19 protein-coding genes and 2 pseudogenes are annotated in these 22,494 nt (G+C 60.8%); 8 read left to right on the forward strand and 13 right to left on the reverse strand.

What is annotated here, in order from left to right; all coding sequences use genetic code 11:
* Positions 1-53: 53 nt before the first annotated feature.
* The 5 genes from Tal182_RS29780 to Tal182_RS29800 all read left to right on the forward strand — a co-directional run bounded on the left by Tal182_RS29780 (position 54) and on the right by Tal182_RS29800 (position 5,115).
* Positions 54-554, forward strand: a complete 501-nt coding sequence (locus Tal182_RS29780; protein WP_064807448.1) for an Lrp/AsnC family transcriptional regulator — start codon at positions 54-56, stop codon at positions 552-554.
* A gap of 120 nt (positions 555-674) precedes the next feature.
* Complete coding sequence (locus Tal182_RS29785) at positions 675-2,171, forward strand: NAD-dependent succinate-semialdehyde dehydrogenase (RefSeq protein WP_085861854.1); 1,497 nt, start codon at positions 675-677, stop codon at positions 2,169-2,171.
* A gap of 26 nt (positions 2,172-2,197) precedes the next feature.
* On the forward strand, positions 2,198-3,577 hold the full coding sequence (locus Tal182_RS29790) for an aspartate aminotransferase family protein (protein WP_085861855.1): 1,380 nt from the start codon (positions 2,198-2,200) through the stop codon (positions 3,575-3,577).
* A 13-nt stretch (positions 3,578-3,590) separates the two neighbouring features.
* Positions 3,591-4,664: an alcohol dehydrogenase family protein gene (locus tag Tal182_RS29795; protein WP_085861856.1), complete on the forward strand. Its 1,074-nt coding sequence runs from the start codon at positions 3,591-3,593 to the stop codon at positions 4,662-4,664.
* 58 nt (positions 4,665-4,722) lie between these two features.
* The gene (locus Tal182_RS29800) at positions 4,723-5,115 is read left to right on the forward strand and encodes a DUF4112 domain-containing protein (protein ID WP_064807453.1); all 393 of its coding nucleotides are present in this window, start codon (positions 4,723-4,725) and stop codon (positions 5,113-5,115) included.
* Between the two features lie 29 nt (positions 5,116-5,144).
* On the opposite strand, the gene Tal182_RS29805 is transcribed toward Tal182_RS29800, so the two are convergent.
* From Tal182_RS29805 to Tal182_RS29830, 6 genes are all read right to left on the reverse strand, one after another.
* A complete protein-coding gene (locus Tal182_RS29805) occupies positions 5,145-6,182 on the reverse strand; it encodes a Gfo/Idh/MocA family oxidoreductase (RefSeq protein ID WP_085861857.1) in 1,038 nt (345 codons plus the stop codon).
* 27 nt (positions 6,183-6,209) lie between these two features.
* Positions 6,210-6,995, reverse strand: coding sequence for a ThuA domain-containing protein (locus Tal182_RS29810; RefSeq protein WP_064812543.1), 786 nt, complete (start codon positions 6,993-6,995; stop codon positions 6,210-6,212).
* 58 nt (positions 6,996-7,053) lie between these two features.
* Entirely contained in the window at positions 7,054-8,079 is a 1,026-nt protein-coding gene (locus Tal182_RS29815) for an ABC transporter ATP-binding protein (protein WP_085861858.1), read from the reverse strand.
* Between the two features lie 11 nt (positions 8,080-8,090).
* Positions 8,091-8,921: a carbohydrate ABC transporter permease gene (locus tag Tal182_RS29820; RefSeq protein WP_085861859.1), complete on the reverse strand. Its 831-nt coding sequence runs from the start codon at positions 8,919-8,921 to the stop codon at positions 8,091-8,093.
* Complete coding sequence (locus Tal182_RS29825) at positions 8,921-9,907, reverse strand: sugar ABC transporter permease (RefSeq protein ID WP_085861860.1); 987 nt, start codon at positions 9,905-9,907, stop codon at positions 8,921-8,923. The genes Tal182_RS29820 and Tal182_RS29825 overlap by 1 nt, the downstream gene beginning before the upstream one ends.
* A gap of 69 nt (positions 9,908-9,976) precedes the next feature.
* Positions 9,977-11,239: an ABC transporter substrate-binding protein gene (locus tag Tal182_RS29830; protein WP_085861861.1), complete on the reverse strand. Its 1,263-nt coding sequence runs from the start codon at positions 11,237-11,239 to the stop codon at positions 9,977-9,979.
* 269 nt (positions 11,240-11,508) lie between these two features.
* Between Tal182_RS29830 and Tal182_RS29835 the strand changes: the two genes are divergently transcribed.
* Positions 11,509-12,522 (forward strand): substrate-binding domain-containing protein, encoded by a 1,014-nt coding sequence (locus Tal182_RS29835; RefSeq protein ID WP_085861862.1) that lies wholly within the window; start codon positions 11,509-11,511, stop codon positions 12,520-12,522.
* 45 nt (positions 12,523-12,567) lie between these two features.
* Here the strand turns inward: Tal182_RS29835 and repC are convergent, their stop codons facing one another.
* From repC to repA, 3 genes are all read right to left on the reverse strand, one after another.
* Complete coding sequence (gene repC / locus Tal182_RS29840) at positions 12,568-13,872, reverse strand: plasmid replication protein RepC (RefSeq protein ID WP_085861863.1); 1,305 nt, start codon at positions 13,870-13,872, stop codon at positions 12,568-12,570.
* A 154-nt stretch (positions 13,873-14,026) separates the two neighbouring features.
* Entirely contained in the window at positions 14,027-15,028 is a 1,002-nt protein-coding gene (repB, locus tag Tal182_RS29845) for a plasmid partitioning protein RepB (RefSeq protein WP_085861864.1), read from the reverse strand.
* Position 15,029: 1 nt separating this feature from the next.
* Positions 15,030-16,223: a plasmid partitioning protein RepA gene (gene repA / locus Tal182_RS29850; RefSeq protein WP_085861865.1), complete on the reverse strand. Its 1,194-nt coding sequence runs from the start codon at positions 16,221-16,223 to the stop codon at positions 15,030-15,032.
* Positions 16,224-16,530: 307 nt separating this feature from the next.
* Here repA and Tal182_RS29855 point away from each other — a divergent pair.
* A pseudogene (locus tag Tal182_RS29855) lies at positions 16,531-16,715 on the forward strand (nucleotidyltransferase); the annotation flags it as partial.
* Positions 16,716-16,805: 90 nt separating this feature from the next.
* Positions 16,806-17,351: pseudogene (locus tag Tal182_RS29860) on the forward strand (3-oxoacyl-[acyl-carrier-protein] synthase III C-terminal domain-containing protein); the annotation flags it as partial.
* A gap of 10 nt (positions 17,352-17,361) precedes the next feature.
* Here Tal182_RS29860 and Tal182_RS29865 read toward each other — a convergent pair.
* From Tal182_RS29865 to Tal182_RS29880, 4 genes are all read right to left on the reverse strand, one after another.
* The gene (locus Tal182_RS29865) at positions 17,362-18,339 is read right to left on the reverse strand and encodes an ABC transporter permease (protein ID WP_064812553.1); all 978 of its coding nucleotides are present in this window, start codon (positions 18,337-18,339) and stop codon (positions 17,362-17,364) included.
* A gap of 8 nt (positions 18,340-18,347) precedes the next feature.
* Positions 18,348-19,328 carry an ABC transporter permease gene (locus tag Tal182_RS29870; RefSeq protein WP_064812554.1) on the reverse strand — a complete coding sequence of 327 codons (981 nt, stop codon included), beginning with the start codon at positions 19,326-19,328 and terminating at the stop codon, positions 18,348-18,350.
* Complete coding sequence (locus tag Tal182_RS29875) at positions 19,325-20,878, reverse strand: sugar ABC transporter ATP-binding protein (RefSeq protein WP_085861866.1); 1,554 nt, start codon at positions 20,876-20,878, stop codon at positions 19,325-19,327. Before Tal182_RS29875 ends, Tal182_RS29870 begins: the two co-directional genes overlap by 4 nt.
* An 82-nt stretch (positions 20,879-20,960) precedes the next feature.
* Positions 20,961-22,085 (reverse strand): sugar ABC transporter substrate-binding protein, encoded by a 1,125-nt coding sequence (locus tag Tal182_RS29880; protein WP_085861867.1) that lies wholly within the window; start codon positions 22,083-22,085, stop codon positions 20,961-20,963.
* Between the last annotated feature and the right edge of the window lie 409 nt (positions 22,086-22,494).

The following is a 22,494-nucleotide window of genomic DNA, read 5'->3' on the forward strand; positions in this document are numbered from 1 at the left end:
GCTTCCATTGTCTTTTCACCGCGTTTGAAATGTTTTTTTCTAAAGAAAGCGCCATGAAACTCGACGCCATCGATTTGCGTATCCTCGACGCCGTCCAGCACGACGGACGCATTACCAAGCTGGCGCTGGCCGAAAAGGCAGGGCTGTCGCCTACGCCGTGCTGGATGCGGCTGCGCAAGCTCGAAAAGGCGGGGATCATTACCGGCTACCACGCCCGCATCGCGCCGCGGCGCATAGCGCCGGTCGCCAGCGTGATGATGGAAGTGACGCTCGCCAATCATCGCCAGGCCGATTTCGAGCGCTTCGAGCGCGCCGTTGCCGCAACCCCCGAGATCGTCGCCTGCTGGTCGGTCGGCGGCGGCGTCGACTATATCCTGAAAATCATCGCGGCCGATATCGACGCTTATCAGCGGCTGGTCGACGGTCTTCTCGACCGCGAACTCGGCATCGACCGCTACTTCACCTACATCGTCACCAAGACGGTGAAGGAGGACACAGTCCTTCCGGTCTCTTCCTTCTCCGCCTCCGGGGAGGAAGAACACAACGTCTCCTAGACAATCTGTCTAGCAGACGGCCGTCCTTTAGACCGTCTGTCTCTTTCCGCCTTCGGTAAAGGACAATCTCTCGTCGGCTCTTGTGGAAGACTTGCGTCAACCGCAAACGAGGAGATGGACATGAACGCCGTTTTTGCCCGCCCCGACTATCATGATGCGCTGTCACGGCTTGCCGACCGTCATCTCCTGCGCGATCTCGCCTATGTCGGCGGCCGGTGGATCGCGGGGGCGACAGGCAAAAGCTTCGCTGTTGCCGATCCGGCCTCTTCGGCAACTCTGGCCTGGGTTGCGAGCCTCGATGCGGAGGAGACGGCGATGGCGATCGATGCGGCGTCGCAGGCCTTTGCCGCTTGGCGCGCGATGCTGCCGCAGCACCGCGCGGCGATCCTGCGGAAATGGCACGGGTTGATGCTCGCCGCCAGGGAAGACCTGGCGCTGATCATGACGCTCGAACAGGGCAAGCCGCTTGCCGAAGCGCGTGGTGAGATCGACTACGCCGCCTCCTTCATCGAGTGGTATGCCGAAGAAGGCAAGCGGCTGAACGCCGAAAGTGTCACCAGCCATCTGGCCGGAGCGGAAATGATCGTGCGGCGCGAGGCGCTTGGGGTCGTCGGCGTCGTCACCCCCTGGAATTTCCCTTCCGCCATGCTCACCCGCAAGGCGGGCGCAGCACTTGCCGCAGGCTGCACGGTCGTTGCCCACCCTTCTTCGGAGACGCCACTTTCGGCCCTCGCGCTTGCCGAACTCGGCGAACGGGCCGGCATTCCCGCCGGCGTCTTCAACGTGGTCACCGGCCATGCCGCAACGATCGTCGGACGGATGTGCAGCGATAACCGCCTGCGCGCCATGAGCTTCACCGGTTCGACCGAGGTTGGCCGCCTGATCGCCGCCCAGTGCGCGCCGACCATGAAGCGGCTGGTAATGGAACTCGGCGGGCACGCGCCGCTGATTGTCTTCGACGATGCCGATGTCGCGAAAGCCGTCGAGATCGCCGTCGGCGCCAAGTTTGCGACATCGGGCCAGGATTGCCTTGCCGCCAACCGCATTTTCGTCCAGCGGCGCATTGCCGATGCCTTCGCCACGGCTTTTGCCGCGCGCATCGGCCCGCTGAAGGTCGGCGCAGGCATCGAGGCTGACAGCGAAATCGGGCCACTGATGCATGAACGCGCCGTCGTCAAGATCGAGGACCAAGTGGCTGACGCGTTGGCGCGTGGCGCCCGGCTCGTTGCCGGCGGCAGCCGCCATAGGGCCGGCCCGCTCTTCTATAAGCCGACGCTTCTGACGGATGTTCCGGCGGATGCGCTGATCATGCGGGAGGAGACTTTCGGGCCTGTGGCCGCACTTGCCACTTTCGATACGGAGGAAGAGGTCGTCGCCCGTGCCAACGATACCGAATATGGCCTGGTTGCATATGTCGTCACCGAGAATGGCGCCCGCCAGATGCGCCTCGGCCGCGCGCTGGAATACGGCATGGTGGCGATCAATCGCGTGAAGATCACCGGCGGCCCCATCCCCTTCGGCGGCTGGAAACAGTCCGGCCTCGGCCGGGAAGGCTCCCGCCACGGGCTCGAAGCTTTCACCGAGCTCAAATATCTCTGCATCGACACGGCCGCCTGAGCGCCCATTTCAAGAGAGGATAGGACATGCTCGACAAAAGCAACGAACTCACCGCCTGGGACCGCGACCACTTCTTTCATCCCTCCACCCATATGGGCATGCATGCGCGCGGCGAGACGCCGACGCGCGTCGTCGCCGGGGGCAAAGGTGTCTACATCACCGACACCGGCGGCCGCAAAAGCGTCGATGCCTTTGCCGGGCTTTATTGCGTCAATGTCGGCTACGGTCGCCAGGAGATCGCCGACGCCATCGCCGAACAGGCGAAGAACCTCGCCTACTACCACGCCTATGTCGGCCACGGCACGGAAGCGTCGATTACGCTTGCGAAAATGATTATCGACCGCGCACCAGCGGGCATGAGCCGCGTCTATTTCGGCCTTTCCGGCTCGGATGCCAACGAGACCAACATCAAGCTGATCTGGTATTACAACAACATTCTCGGCCGGCCGGAAAAGAAGAAGATCATCTCACGCTGGCGTGGCTATCACGGCTCCGGCGTCATGACAGGCAGCCTCACCGGTCTTGCGCTTTTTCACAATGCTTTCGATCTGCCGCGCGCGCCGATCCTCCACACCGAAGCGCCCTATTATTTCCGCCGGCCCGACCGGTCGATGAGCGAGGAGCAATTCTCGCAACATTGCGCCGACAGACTGGAGGAGATGATTGTCACCGAGGGGCCCGACACCATCGCCGCCTTCATCGGCGAACCAATTCTCGGCACCGGCGGGATCGTCCCGCCGCCCCAGGGCTATTGGCAGAAGATCCAGGCGGTGCTCGACAGATACGATATCCTGCTGGTCGCCGACGAGGTCGTCACCGGCTTCGGCCGTCTCGGCACGATGTTCGGCTCGGATCACTACGGCATGAAGCCGGACCTGATCACCATCGCCAAAGGCCTGACCTCAGCCTATGCTCCGCTTTCCGGCTCGATCGTTTCGGAGAAGATGTGGCAGGTGCTGGTGCAGGGTTCCGATGAATTGGGAGCGATCGGCCACGGCTGGACCTATTCCGCCCACCCGATTTGTGCTGCCGCAGGTATCGCCAATCTGGAGTTGATCGACGAACTCGGCATCGTCGACAATGCCGGCACGACCGGCAGCTATTTCCGGTCGCAGTTGCAAGAGGCGGTTGGCGGCCATCGGAATGTCGGTGAAGTCCGCGGCGACGGTCTGATGGCCGCTGTCGAATTCGTCGAGGACCGGGACGACCGCCGGTTCTTCGATCCCGGCCGCAAGATCGGTCCGCAGGTCGCATCCGCCCTTCTCGAACGTGGCGTCATCGGCCGCGCCATGCCGCAGGGCGATATTCTCGGCTTCGCTCCACCACTCTGCCTCACCCGCGAAGAAGCAGACGTCGTCGTCAAGGCGGCTGCGGACGCGATCGAAAGTGTTTTCAAAACCATCTGAGGAGAAGAGCCGCATGACGATCCCGGAAAAGATGGCGGCGGTGTTGCTCACCGGCCATGGCGGCCTGGAAAAGCTCATCTATGCCACGGATGTGCCTGTCCCGACGCCGACTGAAGGCGAGGTGCTGATCCGTGTTACCGCCTGCGGCATGAACAATACCGACGTCTGGGTGCGCCAAGGCGCCTACGGTACAGAGGATGATCCCTCCGCCGTCTCCACCTGGCGCAGGCAGGGCAACACGCTGACATTCCCGCGCATCCAGGGCACCGATACCGTCGGTCATGTCGTCGGCGTCGGGACCGGCGTTGATCCGAGACGCATCGGCGAACGCGTCATGGTCGACTTCTCGATCTATAATCGCGACGACGACAGCCTCGCCGACATCGATTACATGGGTCACGGACGGGATGGCGGCTACGCCGAATATATGGTGCTGCCTGCCGAGAACGCGCATGTCGTCGCGACCGATCTGACCGATGTCGAGCTCGCCACCTTCTGCTGTGCCTATCTCACAGGCGAACGAGTGCTGGAACGGGCAAGGCTTGCCGCCGGCGAACGCGTCCTCGTCACCGGCGCCTCCGGCGGCGTCGGCTCGGCAATCATCCAGCTTGCGCGCGCCCGCGGCGCCATTCCGATCGCCGTCGCCGGTCCCGGCAAGGAGGCGGCGATGATCGATATCGGCGCCGAAGCGGTCGTGACCCGCGGCAAGGGCGATCTTGTCGAAGCCGTCCATTCCGCAAGCGGTGGCCAGCCGATCGACGTCGTCGCCGATCTGGTCGGCGGACCGCTGTTCAACGATCTCCTGAAGATCCTGCGTCCCGAAGGCCGTTACACGACGGCCGGCGCCATCGCCGGGCCCGTCGTCCAGCTCGACCTGAGGACCATGTATCTGAAGCAGCTGGAACTACATGGATCGAGCCAGGGAAGCCGCGCCGACTTCCGCCGGCTGGTCGGCCATATCGAAAGCCGCAAGATCCGGCCTCTCGTCGGCGGTGTTTATCCGCTGTCGGAATTTCATCGCGCCCAGACCGATTTCATGGCGAAGAACTTCGTCGGCAAATTGGTCGTGGTTCCCGACCAGAGATAGTGCGCTTCCCCGATCACACCGCCGGCGAACCTTATCGGTTTAGCGGCGTTTCACGGCCATGGACAGCGGCAAAACGACATATCTCACCCCTGCCGAACTCGCGCGAATTCGCCGCGCTGCTAGCATAGCCCGTCTGATGGATACCGCCGTCCGATTGCCGGTCGTCGGCGTGCGGATCGGCGCGGACTCGGTCCTCGGCCTTATCCCCGCTGTCGGCGACATTGCCGGATCCCTGATCGGTCTTTTCATCATCGACGAGGCAAGGCGGCTCGGCCTTCCCGCCCACAAACTCGCCCGCATGGCGGTCAATCTCGGCGTCGACGCCGCCTGCGGCACGGTTCCGCTGATCGGCGATCTCTTCGACGTCTATTTCAAGTCTCACCGCCGGAATGTCGGCATCATCCTCGAGCATTTCGGCATCAGCGAAGACGAGCTGAACCAGCGCATCTGACGAGCTCGACCGCCCTCCGAAGAACCTGTCTACAGCTCCGTCAGGGCGCCGGCCGTCTTGACTGCGTGATCAAGAACAAATTGCAGCTTGGCGGCATGGCCGAAACCCGGCTCCTCCGACTCGCCCTTTTGCACGGCGTTTGCAAATCGTTGGAAATTGGTGATCACCGGTTCGACCTCGATCTTGCGCCAGATCGCCTTGTCGGCATCGGCGCCTTCGCAGGCCCTGAGGGTCGAACCTTCAGGCGTATGCACCACCTCCAGCGCCCCCTTGTCTCCATGCAGGCGCAGGCGCAATTCGTTCAGATGGCCGGTTGCCCAGCGCGTCGCATGGATGACGCCGGCCGCGCCGTTTTCGAGCTCGGCCATCATCAGGAAGCTGTCGTTTGCATCGAGCTCGTATTCCCCGATCCGGTTCCCGGGGCTCTTGTCGAAAACCTTGAGATGCGATGCCGCCGCCTTGACGTCGCTGCCGGCGGCAAAGACCGCGAAGTCGAGAATGTGAATACCGACATCGCCCAGCACGCCGTTGGAGCCATGCTTTGTCGACAGCCGCCAAAGCCATTGCGACTCTTTGGTCCAGTCGCCCCAAGCCTTGGACACCAACCAACTTTGGAGATAGGAGGCTTCGAAGTGGCGGATCGCGCCGAGACGGCCATCCAGCACCATCTTTCGCGCCGCCTGCAGCGGCGCCACGTTACGATAGGTAAGGTTTACCATCGTGACCTTGCCGGACGCCGCCGCGGCGTCGGCCATCTCCTTGGCCTCGCGGTAGTTGACCGCAAGGGGCTTCTCGCAGAGCACATGCTTGCCGGCGCCGAGTATCTTCATTGTCGTGGAATAATGCGCTCGATCCGGCGTGACATTGGTCACGGCGTCAAACTCCCCCCACGCAAGGGCGTCATCGAGTGATGTGAAAGTAAGCGGGATGCTATGCCTGAGCGCGAAGGCCCGCAGCCGGACCTCGTCCGTATCGACGGCAGCAACAATCTTGACGCCGGTGATTTCCGAGAAATTCATGGCATGGGTATTTGCCCATCCTCCAGTTCCGAGAATGATCAAGCGCATTTTTGTCCTCATGGTCGTTTATCGAATTCAGCGGTAACCGGCTTCGCCGGCTTGGTGCAGTTTCGGGCCGCGCTCGACGATCGGCTCCAGTGCCTTCTCTACCGGCACATTTGGAGCGTCGGTAATGGCAGTCAACGCGCCTTCAGGGTTGTAGGCCCACTTGACGCCGTTGATCAGCACCTTCTGGATGGTGGCGTCGTGATAGGTCGGATAGGTCTCATGGCCCGGGCGGAAATAGAAGATGTTGCCGGCGCCGCGGCGCCATGTCAGGCCCGAGCGGAACACTTCCCCGCCCTGGAACCAGGAGATGAACACCGTTTCCAGAGGCTCCGGCACCGAGAACTGCTCGCCATACATTTCCTCGTTCTCAAGCTCGAAATGCTCGCCGATGCCGGCGGCGATCGGATGGCGCGGGTTGATCGTCCACAGCCGCTCGCGCTCGCCCGCCTCGCGCCATTTCAGCGCGCAGGGCGTGCCCATCAGCCGCTTGAAGATCTTCGAGAAATGGCCGGAATGTAAGACGAGAAGGCCCATGCCCTCCCAGACGCGCTTGGCGACGCGCTCGACGACGACGTCTGACACCGCGCCGTGATCCTTGTGGCCCCACCAGGTCAGCACATCGGTTTCGGCAAGCCGGGCTTCGCTCAGCCCATGTTCCGGCTCCTGCAGCGTCGCCGTGGTGGCGGAGATGCCTGGGTCGGTATTCAGCGCATTGGCGATCGTCGTATGCATGCCTTCGGGGTAGATGCCCCGGACGATCGCATTGGTATTCTCGTGGATGTTTTCACCCCACACAACGGTGCGTATGGTCACGTCGTTTTCTCCTTGTAGTTGAAGCGGATCGAGCCTGGGAAGGAAATCGATGCGTGGATCAGGCTGCCCGCATGGATTCACGTTCGAGCGCCCGGCCCGACCGGTCGAAACGGTGGATGTGACCGGCAAGTGGCGCGAGTCCAAGCGTCTGGCCCGGCTCATGACGAGAGACGCCGGCCTCCCGCACGACAAGCGGCTCATCCGCCCCGATGTCCAGATAGACGAAACTATCGGAACCGAGGATTTCCGAATGGATGACGGTGCCACGCCAAACCGGCGACTCGGCCGTGATGCGCACATGCTCCGCACGTACACCGATCGTATGGCTGTCATAGGGCTGCGCCAGCCCGCCCGACAGGAAATTCATTTTCGGCGAACCGATGAAGCCGGCGACGAAGACCGAATTCGGGCTTTCATAAAGTTCCAGCGGCGTGCCGATCTGCTCGACGACGCCGTCCCTCAACACGCAGATCCGGTCGGCCAGCGTCATGGCCTCGACCTGATCATGCGTCACATAGATCATCGTCGTGCCGTGCATGCTGCGATGAAGCTTGGCAATCTCGAGCCTCGTCGCGACCCGAAGCGCCGCATCGAGGTTGGACAGCGGCTCGTCGAAGAGAAAGACCTTGGGATCGCGCACGATCGCCCGGCCGATGGCGACGCGCTGACGCTGTCCGCCGGAAAGCTGTCGCGGCAAGCGGTCCAGATAGGATGAGAGCTGCAGCATACCGGCCGCCTGCTCGACGCGCTGGCGGCATTCGTCTCTGTTGCTCCCGGAAAGCTTCATGCCGAAAGCCATGTTGTCGAAGACCGTCATATGCGGGTAGAGCGCGTAGGACTGGAACACCATGGCGACCCCTCTCTTCGACGGCGCGTGCCGGTTTACCGTCTCATTGTCGAAGGCGAGGTTTCCCGAGGTGATGTCTTCGAGCCCGGAGATAAGCCGCAGCAGCGTGGACTTGCCGCATCCCGAAGGCCCGACGAACACCATGAATTCGCCTCGGCGGATGTCCATCGTCACGCCCTTGATCACCTCGAACGCGCCGAAGCTCTTGCGGATATTTTCCAGTCGGATTTCTGCCATGTCCTACTCCCTCAACCCTTAACGCCGCCGGCGGTCAGCCCTGAAATGATCCGGCGCTGGAATATCAAAACAAGCACGACAACCGGGACAGTGACGATCACCGAAGCCGCCATGATGTTGCCCCAGGGAATTTCGAATTCGCTGTTGCCCGACAGCAGGGCGATGGCAACCGGCACGGTCCGCTGTGTATCGGACGATGTGAACGTCAGCGCGAAAAGAAACTCGTTCCAGGCGGCGATGAAGGCGAGCAGCCCGGTCGTCACCAGCGCCGGCCACATCAGCGGCATGAACACCTGGGTGACGATGACCCATGGTGAAGCGCCGTCGACGATCGCCGCCTCCTCGATCTCGATCGGCAATTCCCGCATGAAGGTCGTCAGCACCCAGACGGTGAAGGGCAGCGTGAAGATCACGTAGGAAAAGATCAGCGCGAAGGGCGTGTTGAAGATGCCGATCCATCGGATGAGTTCGAAGAGGCCGGCAAGAACCGCAATCTGCGGAAACATCGACACCGAAAGGATGGTCAGCATCAACAGTGCCCGTCCGCGGAAATTCACCCGCGCGAGAGCGAACGAAGCGGTGATCGAAAGCAACAGCGATGCTGAAACCACGATGCAGGCGATCATCGCGGAATTTGCAAGACTGCGGACGAAGCTGCCTTGGCCCATCACGGAAGCATAGTTGCCGAAGGAGATCGAGGTCGGCCAGTAATCAACTTCGAATAGCGCAGTGCCGGTCTTCAGGCTGGTGAGGATCGCATAGTAGAACGGGAAAACCGCAGTGATGACGATGATCGTAACGAGCAGGTAAAAGAGTGTGTTCTTGGTGATCGAAAGCAGCATCAGCGTTCCTCCCCGCCGAGCTTGACGCGGCCGAGCCAGATATAGAAGACGGTGACAGAGGCGATGATGAGGAAAAGCACCGTCGAGGCGGTGGCGCCATAGGCGAACTTGTCGAAGTCGAACAGGTTCTCACGCGCCATGACCGACATGGTCTTCGTCTGCGCATTATTGGGCGTCAGCACATAGATCAAGTCGAAGATGCGCATCGCATCCAGCATCCGGAAGATCACGGCAACCATGATGGCAGGCCGGATCAGCGGCAGCGTCAGACGCCAGAAAACCTTGACCGGGTTGACGCCGTCGATCTTGGCCGCTTCATAAATATCTCCCGGCACCATCTGCAGCCCGGCAAGGATCAGAAGCGCCATGAAGGGCGTCGTCTTCCAGACGTCGACGATCAACACGGCGACCATCGCCGTTTCCGGATTGGCGGTCCAGGCGATCTTCTCGCTGATCAGGCCGAGGCCGAGCAGAATATCATTGAGAATGCCGAACTGGTCGTTGAGCATCCAGGCCCACATCTTGGCCGAAACGATGGTCGGGATTGCCCAAGGAATGAGGATCGCAGCCCGAACGATTCCACGTCCGACGAACTGAGCGTTCAGCACCAGCGCGACGATCAAGCCGAGCATCGTCTCAATCGCGACGGAAAGGACAGTGAATTTGGCCGTGTTCCAGACGGCATTCCACCAGACCGGATCGGCAAGCAGACCCCGATAGACGGTCTTCCCGCTCTTCAGCGTCACCCACGACAGATAATTGGCGAATCCGACGAATTGCGCATTGCCAAGGTCGTTGAGTGACGCATTCGTAAAGCTGAAATAGATCGTTCTGAACAGCGGCCAGCCAGCGACGATTGCTAGGATCAACAGCGTCGGCGCCAGAAACACCCAGGCCGATCGAATGCGTTCGGATCGCAGCTCCGTAGAGGCGCTGAGACGGGAAACCCTTCGTTCAACTGCTTGTGGAGCTACGATTTCAGTCATGAAAGCCTATCCCCTGTTAAGCCCATCCGGAGGATGGACCGACGACCTCTCGGCCGGCGGTCCCGATATTCACCAGGCGTCGCCCTTGAGGGTCGTCAGGTCGGCTTCGAGGAGCTCGAGGTTCTCGGCGGCCGAGCCGCTGCCGGATAGCGTATTGTGCACTGCCGTCCAGAACTTCGAGGAAACTTCGTTGTATTTCACCTTGGCCGTCGCCGAAGGACGCGGCACCGCATCCTGGAAAATCGGCTTCCAGTTGGGCATGAAGGGCTGCGCGGCGGCAATATCCTTGTCGTCATAAAGGTCGGTCAGTGTCGGCAGATTGGACAGCTCGATGGCGCGAGCCTTTTGCACATCCTTCGACGCCAGGAATTTGACGAGCGCGATGGCTGCTTCCTGTTTTTCCGAATATTTCGACACCGCCAGGTTCCAGCCGCCGAGTGTCGAGGATGGCTTGTCGCCGGCGGCCGCAACCGGCAGCGTCATCACGTCGAACTTACTCTTCACGGCGCTGTCGGCGCCGTTGCCGAGGGAATAGGCATATGGCCAGTTGCGCATGAAGACGGCGTTACCGGTCTGCCAGACACCACGCGATTCTTCTTCCTGATAGGCGAGCACGCCGGGCGGCGAAATCGTACCGATCCATCCCTTGGCGCGTTCAAGCGCTGCTGCCGCCTTCTCATTGTTGATCGAGATCGTGCCGTCCGGCTCGACGATCTGGCCGCCCCCCGACGACTTCACCCATTCCAGCGCGTTGCAGGTCAGCCCTTCATAGGAATTGCCCTGGAAGACGTAGCCCCATAGGTCCTTCTGTCCGGCCTGGCGTTCCTTGTCCTGAACCTCTTTGGCGGTTGCGGCCATCTCGTCCCAGGTCTTCGGCGGCTGCTTGCCATATTTCTCGAGCAGGTCCTTTCGGTAGAACAGCGCCGGAGCATCGGTAAACAACGGCAGCGCCACGAGCCGGCCGTTGACAGTCTGCGAGGCGATGATCGACGGGAAGAACTGCCCGACCACGTCCTTGGTGGCCTCCTTCAGATCGATGAACTGGTCGGCAAGCTGCGGCGCCCAGATGACATCGGTCTGATAGACGTCGATGTCCTTGTTTCCTGCTGCAAGCCACAAGCGATATTGCGAGAACTGCTCGCTGCTCGATGACGGCATGGTGACGAGCTTCACCTGATTGCCGGTCTCCTTCTCGAAAATCGCAAGCTGCTTGTTCAGGAATTCGACGTTTTTCCCGGTGGTGTTCGCGGCAAACGAAATTTCTGCGGCGTGAATGGGGCCGGCCGCGATAGCAAGGCCAAGCGCGGACAAGGCCAGAGCAAACTTTTTCATAATCTCCTCCCAGAAATTGAAATCGATTTGGCAAACGGAACATTGCAGAAGGCTTTGATGACGTCAAGACACCAAAATGAGCTCCTTGAGGTTGCATTGGTTTGATAATAACAGCCATGCTGCGCGGATAAGGGCGTAGATTCGGCATCCGCAGCCGACATTTCATCGCCACATAATTGAAACCGTTTTCAATTTGAACTGAATCAGCACTTGCCCGTTGCGCATCATCAACGCATCGTCCATTGATTTCCCGGACAAAGAAGACATCGATGAAACTTCGTGAATTTGCAAAGCAGCTTGGGCTTTCTCCGACAACGGTCAGCCGCGCACTTAGCGGCTATCCGGAGGTGAGCGAAGCCACGCGCGCCCGGGTTGCAAGCGAAGCAATCCGGCTTGGCTATCGCCCCGATATCAATGCTGTGCGCCTGAAGACCGGCCGAGCTGGAGCGATCGGCGTTCTGATGGGGCGTTCGGGTGAAATTCATTTCTCAGAGTTCGTATCGGGGATGGCGCAGCGCCTGGAAACGGCCGATACGGATATTCTCATCACACCAATTACCGCTCACAATGATGACGACGAGATCCAGGCCTATCGGCGCCTAGTCGAGAGCCGCCGGGTGGATGCTGTGATCATTCATTCGCCTCGCCCCAGGGACTCGCGGATCGAGATGCTAAACGGCTTGGGCGTGCCTTTCCTGGTCCACGGCCGCTCGGAGACCGAGCACGTTCATGCCTGGCTCGACATCGATAACGAAGGTGCTGTTCGCCGGGCCACCGAACACCTGCTTGATCTCGGTCACCGGCGCATTGGGATGATCAATGGCCTGCGTGGCAAGACCTATTCGATCCATCGCGAACAGGGTTTTCGCATCGCCCATCAGGAGCGTGGGCTCACCGCCGATCCCAGCCTGATGGTCTGCGACAAATTCTCCGACGAAAGCGGCTTTCGCCATGCCCGCTCTTTCCTGGAGAGTTCGAACGCGCCAACCGCCATCGTTGCCGGTTCCACCATGACAGCCCTTGGTGTCTATCGCGCCGTCCGTTCGCTTGGGATGACGGTGGGACAGGATATTTCCGTCATAGCCCATGACGACGTCTTCCCCTATCTGACGGCCGAGAACATGGTCCCGTCGCTTTCGACCACGCGGTCCTCCATGCGCGCCGCGGGCACACGTTGTGCCGAGCTGACACTACAGCTTATCGCTGGCCGCCCCGCAGACGAGATCCACGAACTGTGGCCTGTCGAGCTGATCCTGCGGGAAAGTACCGCGCCGCCGCGCTGACTTGAGCAACCACCCGATGCACGATTGCGCTCCAGTCGAAGTCCATCAGCTGGCGTCGCGCCGCACTCCACCATTCGCGCGCACCAGCGCCATCAGCATCGGGCCGATCGCAAATTCACCTCTCTCGGTCCTCCGGGTGAGATCGCGGAGATAACCGCCAGGCGAATTGATATGCCCGCCCCTTTCCAGAATGCAGGCGATCACCGTCGCGGCGTTTTCCGGCCCCATGCCGGCGCAGGCTTCCTCATAGGCAGAGGGGCTGACGCCGAGCATGGAGCGGACAACGACCGCAGCCGACATCAGGTCGCGCCAGTTGCCGATCGTCCCACCCGGCCCGTAATCGAGGATTTGCGGACAAGCGTGGAGGACAAGGCCCAGCGGGAAGGATTTCAGCGTATGTCCCGGATCCGGTTCAGCCGCGCCGGATCTCCTACCATTCATTCCGCCGGCAGATGCCGAATGTTTCAGCCCTTGCTCGTCTTGCGGCCCGGCGACAGGTCTATTGTCGGCCACCGGCTTCGCGCCCTGCTTCGTTTCGAAGCTTGGTTCAAGTTCAGATATGGAGTTGGGGTTTGAATTCTGTTTGTGGCGCTCAGTTTGAGACTCATTGGCGTCTAATTTTTGTAATTTTATATGTCTTTCCAGCAGGTTGATGGCTTCTTCGCGCAGCAGCCCCATCTCGTCGAGCAGTGATGCCAATTCCTCGGCCCCTGCGACACGCGGAATCCTGCGAACAAGATCGCGAAACATCAGCGACATCTGCTCCCAGTCGCCAGGCACAGCTTCCTCGATCGCTGCTGCGATCAGCTTCGAGATATCCCGCCGGCACACGGTGAGGCGCTCCCTGGTCGCCCGGATGAGCTCTCGGTCGGCAACCACCTCGGCGGCCAGGTTTTCGATTTCGACCGCGCGCGCCAGCAGTGGCGCGACGCTGAAGCCGAAAGCCTCATCGATCTCCCCTTCCCTGTCGCGGCGCGCATAACGCTTTCCGTTCGGGCTGTCCTTGCGCAGGATCAGGCCGGCCTCAACCAGCACGGCAAGATGCCGCCGCAGCGTTGCCGGCGTCATTCCGCGGGCGCGAAGCGAAAGCTGCGCGTTCGAGGGAAAGACGATCAGGCCGTTTTCCTCGGAAATTTCGTCGTGGGGATAGAAGGTCAACAGCGCATCGAGCACCGTCAACGCCCGGTCGGTCACGCCAAGCGCCGGCCGCGCTTCGCAGATCGCCCTGAACAATTTCCACTTGCTGCGTCTCATTCCAGGCTCGATCGTCTCGGCCAGTTGCTGGCTTGCCAGCATGCCGAGCGACATCGGCCGCCGCCCAAAGGGCGTCGTCACATATCCACTCTCCATTCGCCTTCACCTTCGTTCAGGCAAAAGAAAACAGTCCACCAATTTGGTGCCTAAGACGCTTGACTGTGATTCGTGGAAATGCGATTCTCGATGTGCTTAAGATCTGAGAAGGGCTTCCGCGACGGCGTCGTTGGGGGCCTTTTTCTTTTGCGCGCTACGCTCCTCTGTGCTTTTTGAATTCCTGGAACAGGCCCTGCAGCCGTTCCTGGACGAATTGATCGAAACCGGGCGCGGTCTTGCCGTCGAAGATAAAGGTGGCGCCGGACGCTGTTTTCTTAACGGTCACCGGCACGCCGCTGACCTCGGATTTGACGACTGCCGGCTTAGGCGCCGCGACCCTCTTCGTTGACAAAACGAATGCCCGGTGAAATCGCTCGTCACTCGGCATCTTGCGTGCGTCGTCCGCGGACAACTCCGCGATGATCCTGTCGACGTCGGCGCTTTCCAGCCGTTCGCCCAGTTCCAGCCATCGCCGCCGGCCGATGTCAGGCGCCGCCCCGATGGCGTTGATGAGATCAAGGGGCACCTGCCGTATCACGATCAGCATTCTGGACAGCGCCGCCTTGTCGACGCTCAGCGCCGCCATGATTACGTCACGGCCAAAACCGCGTTCTTCCAGCCGCGACGCGAAGAGCGCGCGCTCGATATAGGAGAGATTGGTGCGGGCGCTGTTTTCCTGGCCCTGGCTGACGACCAGCTGGCCGTCTGTCAGGTCGCGAACGACCGCGCGCACTTTGATGCCGATTGCCCGCGCAGCCGCAAGGCGGCGATGGCCATAGGCAACCTGATAGCGGCCTTTGACTTCCGGATGCGGACGCACGAGGATTGGGACCTGCTGCCCATGCTCGCGGATCTGCTCGACCAGCTCGGCCAGTTCGCCAGCGTCGATCGCCAGGCGATCGCTGACGAAGGACGCATCGATCAGACCGGGATCGAGCTCGATGATCATCTGGCCCGCGGCAAGCTGCCGCTCCAGCTCGCTGGCGCGCTCCATCTTCTCGGTGATGTTGCCGAGCGTCTTCGTGATGCCGCCGACCGGCCCTCCACTGCGCTCCTGCGGTACGAAACCGGCAATCGGGCGATTATCGCGGGGCGCGACCGCTTCTGCTCTTGCTGGGCTCGGTGCGGAGAATTCGATGAGGTTCTTGCGCGCCATGCTATCTCCTTCCCCAGGTGGAGCGAATATGCGCTTCGATCTCACCGTTCACGAGGTTCAGCGACTCCAGCGCGCGATCATAGGTTCCGCGTGTGAACTGCGAGCGTTCGACTTCGTAGAGTGTCTGCTTGGTGACGCCGGCATCGGAAACGGCCGTCGACTTCACCATCGCGTTGTGGAGCATGCGATTGCCGAAGATCGCCCGCATGAAGCCGGTCATCTGGCTTTGCGGCCCGTCATTCGGTTCGAACCGGGTCACGAGGTAGCGCATCCAGTCATAGCTGGTGCGCCCGCCGGCCTTCTCGACGACAGACATCAATTCGCTGGTCATTGTCAGGAACTGCGACATCGACATGACGTCGAGCATTTGCGGGTGAACCGTGATCAGGACCGAGGTCGCGGCGCAGAGCGCCGACATCGTCAGGAAGCCGAGCTGCGGCGGGCAGTCGACGACGACGATGTCGTAAAGGCTTTCGATGTCGGTCAGCACCTCGCCGATACGGGCAAAGAACATCGTCTCCGCCGTGCCCGATGCCATGGCCTTCGGCGTCTCGTGCTCGAATTCCATCAATTCGAGATTGCCGGGAATGAGATGCAGGTTCGGCGTATAGGTGGCGCGCACGATATCGGCGATCGGGCGCGGATCGTCATAGCGGATTGCGCCGTAGATCGTTTCGCCTTCGCCGACGTCGAACTCCGGCTGATGGCCAAACAGCGCGGACAGGGAGGCCTGGGGGTCGAGGTCCACGGCGAGCACGCGATAGCCCCGGAGCGCCATGAATTGCGCAAAATGGGCCGCGGTCGTGGTCTTGCCCGAGCCGCCCTTGAAATTCATCACCGAGACGATCTGGAGCTTTTCGCCCGGCCTGCGGGCCGGCACATATTTCGGCGTTCCGTTCCGCTCGTCGAGGACGCGGCGGATCCGGTCCATGTCGGTTGCGCTATAGAGCCGTCGTCCGTTTGCCAGCGGATCCGGACCATGACCATCGGCCGCCACCTGCCGGAGATAACCTTCGCCGATGCCGATGAAGGCAGCGGCTTCCGCCGGCGAAAATGTCCTGATCGTCTTTTGCGACAACGGGGGAAAGATTTTGGCCTGATGCTGCTGAAGTTGATAGGATAACTCCTGCGCATCTGTTGCCAGAAGCGACGGGAGATGCTCTTGATCGTCTTGGAGAGCAAGACTCGGCTGCATATTGGTTTTCCCACGTAACTGCGCAATTTTTAACGAAAGCGCTTCAGTTGCGCAGTTGCTATATGCCCCGATTCGTTGGCACTTTACAAACGCTTAACTAAACAGCACTGTTCAGATCCCAGACGGTGAACCGAGCGAGATAGATTTCATGGCTTTGCCAGCCATCTCGACGGCGACATTCGACTGGCAGGCCGGTCGGATTTCAAGTAGGGCTGAAAGCCCGTGAAGCTTCAGAATAGCATTCCCCCGATCACTGTGGCCCGGATATCCCGATCGTGTCTCTACTCTCCTTTTGGAAGACGATTTCAACGAGTTCGATCTCCCGATAATCGGCAACAACGGCAAGCTCTGCGAATTCGCCGAATACTGGTCCAAGGCGGCCGACCGCCTGATCCACGAAACCGCGATCGAGACGCCGGTAAGCTTCATTGTCCACTCCAGGCTCGAGGCGTGTATACTTACCTCAAAGAAGGACAATACTTCTTCTCCGACAGCGGGGTCTCGTGTGGGCTGGGTCCGAATTGCCCGCCTTGCCGAACGAAGTAGTCACCTAATTCCTGAAGATCGTGGTGATCTCGACGAGAGCGCGCGAGTTCGATTCTCTTCGCCGATGCGGCCGGCGCAGTCGTGCTTTTATCATCGCGTGATTGTTACAGCGGTCTCCTCGGCGGCGATCTTGCCGCCGACGGAAGCGGTTGCGACTTGATCTCGATTTCCGCCGGCGGCAGCAACCGCCCCTTTGCACCGGGATCAGGACGGAAAACTTCCTGATGACGATGCGCGATGGACGCGAGGTGTTTTCGCGGGCCGTTGAAATGATGACAGTCACCTCGAAGCGGGCACTCGACCAGTCACGAATTGCGGTAGAGGTTATCAGCCGCTTTGCCCCGCATCAGGCCAATACTAGAATCTTCAGCGCTGTGTGCGAGAAGCTGGGTATCCCGACTGCGAAGACGGTGAACACGATCGGCGATTACGGCAATCGTCCGCCACGACCATTCCGCTGTCGCTGTCGATTGCCAATGAGGAGCGCCGGTTTGTTCCAGGAGAGACGCTCCTTCTGGCTCGGCGGGTGCCGGACTGACGGGGCGGCGGTGGTCCTGCGATTTTGATCCGGCGTTGCAGTAACGCAGGCGCGCTACTGCCGGTTGGCTGGGCTGCGGCCGTAAAGCAAAAGCATGGCGATGATGACGATGCCGTAGATGATCTGCCGCCCTGCCTCCGGCATCTGCATGACGGAGAGGATCGATTGCAGCAGCGTAATCAGGATCACGCCGGCGACGGTGCCGAGATAGGAGCCCTTGCCCCCGAGAATGGAGGTTCCGCCGAGGACGACGGCGGCGATCGAGGGCAGGAGATAAGCATCGCCCATGGATTGTGCCGCTTTCGAGGCATAGCCAGCAAGCAGCGCACCGCCGAAGGCGCTCAGCGCCCCTGAGGCAATGAAGGCGATCATGACGATCCGGCGGGTATTGATACCGGAAAGATAGGCGGCACTCTCCCGATTGCCGATACCATAGACGGACCGGCCGAATGTCGTGCGGTTAAGGACGAAGACCGTTGCAGCGCCGACGACCGCCCAGATGAGAACGGCATTGGGTAGCCCGGGCAGAAGGAAGCCGGTTGCCAGATAGCGCATCGCAAATGTTGCCGAATCCTGTGGCGAGAAGCCGCCAGTATAGACGACCATCAGTCCTTGCGCGACGGCGTTGGTCGCCAGCGTGATGATCATCGAGGGGATGCGCAAATAGGCGACGCCGATCCCGTTGGAGAGCCCGATCGCCATGCCGCAGGCAATGCCGAAGGGAATGGCCAGAGCCTCGCCGAGTGGCCCGTAAGCGGCAGCCGCGCACGCCATCATTCCGCCGACGGCGACAGACCACGGTACGGAAAGATCGATCTGGCCGAGCAGCACGACGATCATCATGCCTGTGGCGATCACGCCAAGAAAGGATGCGACCTTCAACTGCTGCAGGAGATATTCCGGCGACAGGAAACTCGCCGAATAGAAACTGCCGATGATGAGCAGCAGGAAAATGCAGGCGAAGGCGGTGGCGATGGCCGGGTCCAGCCGATGCATGAACTTGGAAAGCCGGGTCACTGAGTGTTCTCGCATTAGTTTGTTCATCCGAACCATTCCAGGCGATTGCGCACACGGAACAATGCGAACGCGCCAAGGCTCACCGCGACGAGCAGCACCACACCCTGGAACAGCGGCTGCCACAGCGGATCGAAATCGAAGACGAAGAGCAGGTCGCCGATGGTTCGGAAGGCGAGGGCTCCGAAGATTGCGCCGATCGCGCTGCCTTTGCCGCCGAACAGGGATACGCCGCCGAGGACCACCGAAGCGATTGAGAACAGCGTGTAGGCATTGCCGCTCGCAAAGGCTGCCTCGCCGGTGAAGGTGAAGAAGGTGAGGAAAAGCCCGCCAATCGACGCAAGAAGACCGGCGAGCGCATAGGCGGTAAATTTCGCGCGGCGGATGGGCAGGCCGGACATATAAGCCGCGATCTCCGATGAACCGGAGGCATAGGCTGCCCGCCCGATCAGGGAGCGGCTGAACGGTACCCATATGACGAGAACGACGGCGATGAGAGCGACAAGGCTGGCCGGCAAGAGGTCGAAGACCTTGCCGGTCATGACGTCGGCCAGTTCCTCGTTGACCGATCCGCCGGGAAAGGGTCGCAGCAGGAGGGCAATGCCGAAGAACACAGCGCCGGTGGCGATCGTGGCAACGATCGGCTGCAACCGTCCATAGATGACGATCAGGCCGTTGAGCGCGCCGCAGGCAAGACCGGTTGCCAGGACGGCCATCACCCCAAGAGCAGTTTCAAGCGGCGAGCCGAGCACGAGCCAGGAGGCCAGCGCATTGGTCAGGATGAAGATCATGCCGACCGAGAGGTCGATGCCGGCGGTGATCACCACCAACGTCTGAGCCATCGCGACGAAGGCAAGCAGCACGCCCTTGTTCGCCGCGGTCTGGACGACGTTGGCCGTCAGTCCGGCGGGATGATTGGAGACGTAGATTGCAAACATGACGAGGAATATGCCGGCTGCCATCAGCGTGCCGCGCCGTTCGCCCAACCGGTAACGCCACTCCGTCATGCCGCGCTCCCCACATTCTCGCTGCCGACATTCAGTGCGCTCGCCACCAGCGCATGCTCGGTGATGCCGTCGCCCTTCAATTCGCGTCTGATGCTGCCGTTGTAGAAGACGAGAACGCGATCGCAGCAGCCGATCAACTCGCCGTAATCCGTCGAATAAAAGAGAATGGCTGCTCCCGCTTCGGCCAAGCGTCGCAGCAACTGATAGATCTCCTGCTTGGTGCCGACATCGATGCCGCGTGTCGGATCGTTGAGCAGAATGATCCGCGGCTTGCGCATCAGCCACTTGGCGATGACGACCTTCTGTTGGTTGCCGCCGGAGAGCGCTCCTACCGGAATGTCGAGACCTGCCGTCTTGATCGCCAGTAGCTGTACCATCTCCTCGATCAGCCGTTCTTCCTTTTCCTGATCTATCACCCACGCTCTGGACACCCGGTCCAGTACCGCAAAGGATAGATTTTCCCGGACCGTCATCGGCAGCATCAAGCCTTCCGTCTTGCGGTCCTCGGGGATGAGCGCCATGCCGATCTGTCCGGATTTTGCCGCTGCCGGGCTTGCGAGCGTAACCGCCTTGCCGTCGACAAGGACGGAACCTGTGGTCCCGCGCAGGACGCCAAAGAGCGCAAGCAGCAGCTCGCGCTGCCCTTGTCCATCCAGGCCTCCAAGGCCGACGACTTCACCACGACCGACAGTGAGTGAAATGTCGTGCAGCGTATCCGCCCAGCCGAGCTTGCGGCATTCCAGGACCGGACGAACTTCATCCTTCGCAACCCGTTCCGGTTTCGGCGGAAAGGCGCGGCTGTATTCCCGTCCGATCATCATTTCGACGATCTCGCCATCGCTGCGCGTGGCTGCCGGGAAACTCGCCACATTGCGGCCGTTGCGCAAGACCGTGCATTGATCCGCCAATTCGGCGATCTCCTGCATGCGATGAGAAATGTAAAGGAGTGCCAGCCCTTCGGACCTCAGCCGCCGCAAAACGGAGAAGACCTCGGCGACATCGGCTGCCGTCAGTGCCGACGTTCCTTCGTCAAGAATGAGAATGCGCGGTTTCCAGGCAAGCGCCTTGGCGATCTCCACCAGTTGTCGGCGCGAGAGCGGCAGGTCCTTGACCAGCTCGCGCGGATGAATGTCGCTGGCGCCTGCCCGCGCGAGCATCTCCTCGGCGATGACGCGTTGCGCCTTCCGGTCAATCAGGCCGAAACGGCGCGGCGGAGCGGCGATAGAGATGTTGTCAGCAACGCTGAGGTCCGGGATCAGCGAGAGTTCCTGAAATACGCAGGTGACGCCGGCGGCGGAAGCCTCGGCCGGAGAGCGGAAGGTCACCAGATGTCCGTTGAGCAGCATGCGGCCTTCATCCGGCGCGACGACGCCGGCCATGATCTTGATCAGCGTGGATTTGCCCGCCCCGTTCTCGCCGAGAATGGCGTGGATTTTCCCGGCTTCCACGGCGAGTTTGGCGTTTTCCAACGCATGCACGCCGCCGTAACGCTTCGATACACCGCTCATCTCAAAGAGCGGGGTTGCCGCCGTTTTTTCTGTTACCGTCATGAATGTCCTCGGGGCAGGTGTTTCTCGCGCGCCGCGGGCAGAGCCGCGGCACGCCGCTCAAGCGATCCGGTTGGACCCCGGCCTATTGGTTTTCCTTCGACTGCCCCATGATCTCCTGTGCGGTGAAATTGATGCCGCAGGTCGGAAAAGCGTTGCCGACGAAGAAATTGTCCGACTGATCCGGATAGTAGTCCTGGCCCTCCTTGAAGTTCGGGTCTTCGACGATTGCCAGCGGCAGCTTGATGGACTGCGGCACGACCTGTCCTTCAAGTGCTGCGATCGCCGTCTTGATTGCAACCGCCACCTGGGCAGGCCCGGTGCCGGCCGAGGAGCATTTCAGGCCCTCACCAGCATATTTGGCGCAGAACTTACGGAAGCCGTTCTCGGTTTCGCCACCGAACGGCACGAATGGATGTTTGGCATCGATCATTGCCTGCACGACGCCGGTATCGCCGCCTTGCGCGGTGATGCCGTCGAACTTCTTGTGCACGGCTATCGCGTCGGCGGTGGCCTTCTGTGCCGTTGGGTCGTCCCACTTGCCTAGTACTTCGACCACATCCCACTTCTTGCCCGTGGCATCCAGGGTTTCGTGTATGCCGTTGTGGCGGTCGGTATCGACTGACGTTCCGGCAACCCCGCGCACCTCGAGAACTTTGCCGCCGTCAGGCAGGTGCTTTGCTAGCCAGTTCGCCCACAACACGCCGAGGCCCTTCTGATCGACGTTGACGTTGATTGCGTCTTGCGTATCCAGAATATTGTCGAAGGCGACCAGGACAACGCCGGCCTGCTTGGCGCGCTTGATGACGGGTCCGAATGCCGTCGGATTCTGGGCATTGACGACGATGGCGTCGTAACCGGAATCGATGAAGTTGTTGATCGCCGAAATCTGCGCCGGCACGTCTTCACCGGTGGAAACGACCTTGAACTCCTTAAGTTTGGCGGCGACATCCGGCTGAGCGGCATAGGCTTTCGCCGTCTGGATCATCTGAATGCGCCAGGTGTTGGCGATATACCCATTGGCGAGCGCGATGCGATACGGTCCGTCTTTTTTGGGAAATTTGAAGAACTTGGTATCCGCCGTCCACGGCACGAAGCAGTCAGGGTCGGCCGCAGGCCCGCTGACAATTTCCGGTTGGGCAAGAGCCGTGGAGTGGGAAAGCGTAAATACAGCCGCGGCGAGAAGGCCGCCGACCAATGTCTTGTACATCGAATCCTCCCATTTGTTGCCATGTTCGGATCGGCATCGAATGGGTGTCGGAATCATCGACTGTCCGCTGCAGTTTGTTCTGCAGTCGGTTGCCGGTCCGGCAATGCATGTCGACACGCTATCCAAATGACGCCGGATGGGCTCCTCCCGAGGGCGTCACGCAGCCAATGGTAGCGCTGCCAATCATGATTGTAAAGAAGCACGCAATGACCTGATTAACGCGGATTCTCAGGCTCAACCGGAGCAGATAGGGGCGCTGGGCCTGTCCTGAAGCTGCTCTTTTGCCGCCCCGAATTGACTTCACACGATGCCGTGGCACTGGAGCTTGTCGCAGCAACGAAATTGTCCGATGCCCTGCCTCGAGCAGGCTCGAAGGCACCTAAGTCGCCCAAAGCTGCTAGCAAATAGC

Source organism: Rhizobium sp. TAL182 (genome assembly GCF_002117725.1).
Taxonomy (GTDB): Bacteria; Pseudomonadota; Alphaproteobacteria; order Rhizobiales; family Rhizobiaceae; genus Rhizobium; species Rhizobium esperanzae.

Bases quoted from the DNA above. Each gene is read 5' to 3' on its own strand.
- Tal182_RS29835 (WP_085861862.1), top strand. From the start codon at position 11,509: ATGAAACTTCGTGAATTTGCAAAGCAGCTTGGGCTTTCTCCGACAACG.
- repC (WP_085861863.1), bottom strand. From the start codon at position 13,872: ATGGAGAGTGGATATGTGACGACGCCCTTTGGGCGGCGGCCGATGTCG.
- Tal182_RS29820 (WP_085861859.1), bottom strand. From the start codon at position 8,921: ATGCTGCTTTCGATCACCAAGAACACACTCTTTTACCTGCTCGTTACG.
- Tal182_RS29815 (WP_085861858.1), bottom strand. From the start codon at position 8,079: ATGGCAGAAATCCGACTGGAAAATATCCGCAAGAGCTTCGGCGCGTTC.
- Tal182_RS29805 (WP_085861857.1), bottom strand. From the start codon at position 6,182: ATGCGCTTGATCATTCTCGGAACTGGAGGATGGGCAAATACCCATGCC.
- Tal182_RS29865 (WP_064812553.1), bottom strand. From the start codon at position 18,339: ATGCGAGAACACTCAGTGACCCGGCTTTCCAAGTTCATGCATCGGCTG.
- Tal182_RS29880 (WP_085861867.1), bottom strand. From the start codon at position 22,085: ATGTACAAGACATTGGTCGGCGGCCTTCTCGCCGCGGCTGTATTTACG.
- Tal182_RS29795 (WP_085861856.1), top strand. From the start codon at position 3,591: ATGACGATCCCGGAAAAGATGGCGGCGGTGTTGCTCACCGGCCATGGC.
- repB (WP_085861864.1), bottom strand. From the start codon at position 15,028: ATGGCGCGCAAGAACCTCATCGAATTCTCCGCACCGAGCCCAGCAAGA.
- Tal182_RS29790 (WP_085861855.1), top strand. From the start codon at position 2,198: ATGCTCGACAAAAGCAACGAACTCACCGCCTGGGACCGCGACCACTTC.
- Tal182_RS29785 (WP_085861854.1), top strand. From the start codon at position 675: ATGAACGCCGTTTTTGCCCGCCCCGACTATCATGATGCGCTGTCACGG.
- Tal182_RS29870 (WP_064812554.1), bottom strand. From the start codon at position 19,328: ATGACGGAGTGGCGTTACCGGTTGGGCGAACGGCGCGGCACGCTGATG.
- Tal182_RS29780 (WP_064807448.1), top strand. From the start codon at position 54: ATGAAACTCGACGCCATCGATTTGCGTATCCTCGACGCCGTCCAGCAC.
- Tal182_RS29875 (WP_085861866.1), bottom strand. From the start codon at position 20,878: ATGACGGTAACAGAAAAAACGGCGGCAACCCCGCTCTTTGAGATGAGC.
- Tal182_RS29800 (WP_064807453.1), top strand. From the start codon at position 4,723: ATGGACAGCGGCAAAACGACATATCTCACCCCTGCCGAACTCGCGCGA.
- repA (WP_085861865.1), bottom strand. From the start codon at position 16,223: ATGCAGCCGAGTCTTGCTCTCCAAGACGATCAAGAGCATCTCCCGTCG.
- Tal182_RS29830 (WP_085861861.1), bottom strand. From the start codon at position 11,239: ATGAAAAAGTTTGCTCTGGCCTTGTCCGCGCTTGGCCTTGCTATCGCG.
- Tal182_RS29825 (WP_085861860.1), bottom strand. From the start codon at position 9,907: ATGACTGAAATCGTAGCTCCACAAGCAGTTGAACGAAGGGTTTCCCGT.